We start from the raw sequence: 2,602 nt of genomic DNA, 5'->3' as shown, positions 1-2,602 counted from the left end.
GGCTAAAATTCAAGAATTTCAATGCTTTAGCTATTTTCAATAGAATTAAATTTATTAATATAAATAACAAGTTACTATTCTTAAATTTGATCAGATTGATTGCAAAAAAAACAAGATTTTCAATAAGTTGCTTATAATCCTAATTATAGTTAGCCTTTCATAAGTAGCGATGCAACAAAGCCATTCCAGCGTCACGCGCTGCCATGTGATATACAATTTCCTTCGAATTACAACGTACGTGCGCTCTATATGCACTTGATTGACAAATGCTCTCTTATCAAAATCTCAAGAATCTGCACTATATTTAATGCTGCGCCTTTGCGCAGGTTGTCAGCCACTATCCACATATTTAATCCGTGCTCAACAGTATTGTCTCCTCTAATACGCGATACATATACAGCATTCTCCTGTACAACATCAATTTGAGTTATGTATTCACTATCTTCACGCCTGTTGTACACTAAAACTCCACTATCTTCGGCTTCACTTAGCACTTCACGAGCTTGTTCTTCAGTGATATGTTGATCAAATTCCACATTTACTGCCATAGCGTGACCGATAAAGACGGGTACCCTTACACAAGTTGCAGTAACTTTTATATCTTCCTCTAAAATTTTTTTTGTCTCCTCTTGCATTTTCCATTCCTCTTCTGTAGAGCCATTTTCCATGAATTCTCCTACATGGGGAATGCAATTGAATGCTATTTGCTTAGAGAATATCTTGGGTTTTTTAGCTTCGTTCATAAAGATTTTTTTTGTCTGGTCATAGAGCTCATCCATTGCTGCTTTGCCTGCACCAGAAGTTGATTGATAAGTTGAAGCAACGATTCTCTTTATTTTTGCTTTTTGGTGTAATAGATGTAGTACTAGCAGCATCTGTATTGTAGTACAGTTTGGATTGGATATTATGTTGTGGTTTTTATATTCCATAATTTTTTCTTTATTAATCTCTGGAATAATGAGTGGCACACCCTCTTTCATTCTAAAATGGGAACTGTTATCTATCACGATGCATCCAGCCTGTGTTGCAATTGGTACATACTCTTCAGAAACATGAGATCCAGCACAGAAAATGGCTACATTAGTTCCAACGAAGTCATAATCCTCAAGGCATAAAACTGTTAACTCTTTGTCACCAAAGCTCACCTTCTTCCCTTCTGATTTTTTCGATGCAAGTGCAATAACGCAATCTATCGCCTCATCTTGAAATTCAGCAAGCGTGCTTAATACCTCACGCCCTACTCTTCCGGTTGCTCCAATAACAGCAATTTTGTATCTCATATAGATGAACCTCTAATTTTAAAGTTCTATTATATTTTTACTGACAAAATTTACAATTGTTTTAATATTTTTACCTTGCAATTAATTGTAATTTAGCTATTATTATGCAATATTAGTAATATTACATAATGAAATGAAAGATGAGTAAGGAATACGATGAAACTAAGGTTAAACCTGCAATGTCTACACCTCAAGGGCCTGAAGGAACCAATGGATCAAAGGCCCAAAGTGTTCTTTCGAATAAAAGAAAGCCTACAATAAATTTTGATGATAAAAAGTATGGTGTAAAAACCTCTAAAATAGACCAACAGTCTCTAAACAAAAGACAAGAATCTTCAAAGCTAAGAGATCTCTTAAGGTCAATACCAATAATAAGGAGATTTTTAGCAAGGATTTTCACACCTGAAAAAATAGAAATCATCAGTAACCCTATATATGACAACATGGAAGCATATAAAAAATCGCAGGAAGATTACCCTAGTAAGATAAAAGATGAAACTAGTATAGATGATGAACACACAAAAGAAGTAGATAGTAAACTTGAGAAGGGTAATGTTGAACAAGTGGACAACAAGAAAAGTCGTAGTTCATAAATATCAATCATTTAAAAATTATCTCTAGTTATAACATTGTATCTGTTCAGATGCATGGCTCATGTACAAATATTGAAACAAAAATTCCAGTGCTCCTTTCTCGTCATCCCAGTGCGTGACACTTGTATCTTTATGATGTGAGGCATTAGAGCTAAAATACCTCACAGGGAGGGTGAAGCTGATGCGACACTAATGCCATTAAGCCAGATTTTGCTTCCCTCCCATAGAGTTAAAGACTGAACAGTATCTTTTGGAATTATATCCCGTATTACAAGGTTAGTCTAAACTCTCAGTTTATTTATAGTCTTGGAGGCAATTTTATGCAAGTAAATGCTATTTTGGGTGTGGATATTTCAAAAAAGAAATTTGATGTTTGTTTGTTAGTGGACAGTAAAAAACGACACAAAGTCTTTCAAAATAATCAAGATGGTTTTGCAAAACTTGTAGTTTGGTGCAATGGCCATGGAGCAAATCTTACTCATTTATGTCTTGAAGCAACTAGTTGGTATGGAGAAGATTTGGCTACTTTTATGCACGATTTAGGACATAATGTCAGTATAGTAAACCCAGAAAGCTTTTGGCAAAAGTGAGCTGCTCAGAAATAAGACAGATAAATCAGATGCAGCTATGATAGCTAGATTTTGTATCGCCAACAAACCTGCTCTTTGGAAGCCCATTGCACCTGAAATGAGGCATTTGAGGGAGCTTTACCGTTGCATGCAATCGCTA

General features: G+C 35.2%; 2 protein-coding genes and 1 pseudogene. 2 read left to right on the top strand and 1 reads right to left on the bottom strand.

Annotated features, from left to right (window positions below):
* Positions 1–245: 245 nt before the first annotated feature.
* Positions 246–1,280 carry an aspartate-semialdehyde dehydrogenase gene (locus OZD62_RS04505; protein ID WP_275019522.1) on the bottom strand — a complete coding sequence of 345 codons (1,035 nt, stop codon included), beginning with the start codon at positions 1,278–1,280 and terminating at the stop codon, positions 246–248.
* Positions 1,281–1,420: 140 nt separating this feature from the next.
* Here OZD62_RS04505 and OZD62_RS04500 point away from each other — a divergent pair, with 140 nt between their 5' ends.
* A complete protein-coding gene (locus OZD62_RS04500) occupies positions 1,421–1,873 on the top strand; it encodes a hypothetical protein (RefSeq protein WP_015589289.1) in 453 nt (150 codons plus the stop codon).
* A 320-nt stretch (positions 1,874–2,193) separates the two neighbouring features.
* A pseudogene (locus OZD62_RS04495) lies at positions 2,194–2,602 on the top strand (IS110 family transposase); the annotation flags it as partial.

Source organism: Wolbachia endosymbiont of Drosophila seguyi (genome assembly GCF_028981765.1).
In the GTDB taxonomy this organism is placed as follows: Bacteria; Pseudomonadota; Alphaproteobacteria; order Rickettsiales; family Anaplasmataceae; genus Wolbachia; species Wolbachia pipientis.
The sequence above is the reverse complement of the archived record's forward strand: the minus strand, read 5'-3'. Positions and strand labels throughout refer to the sequence as shown.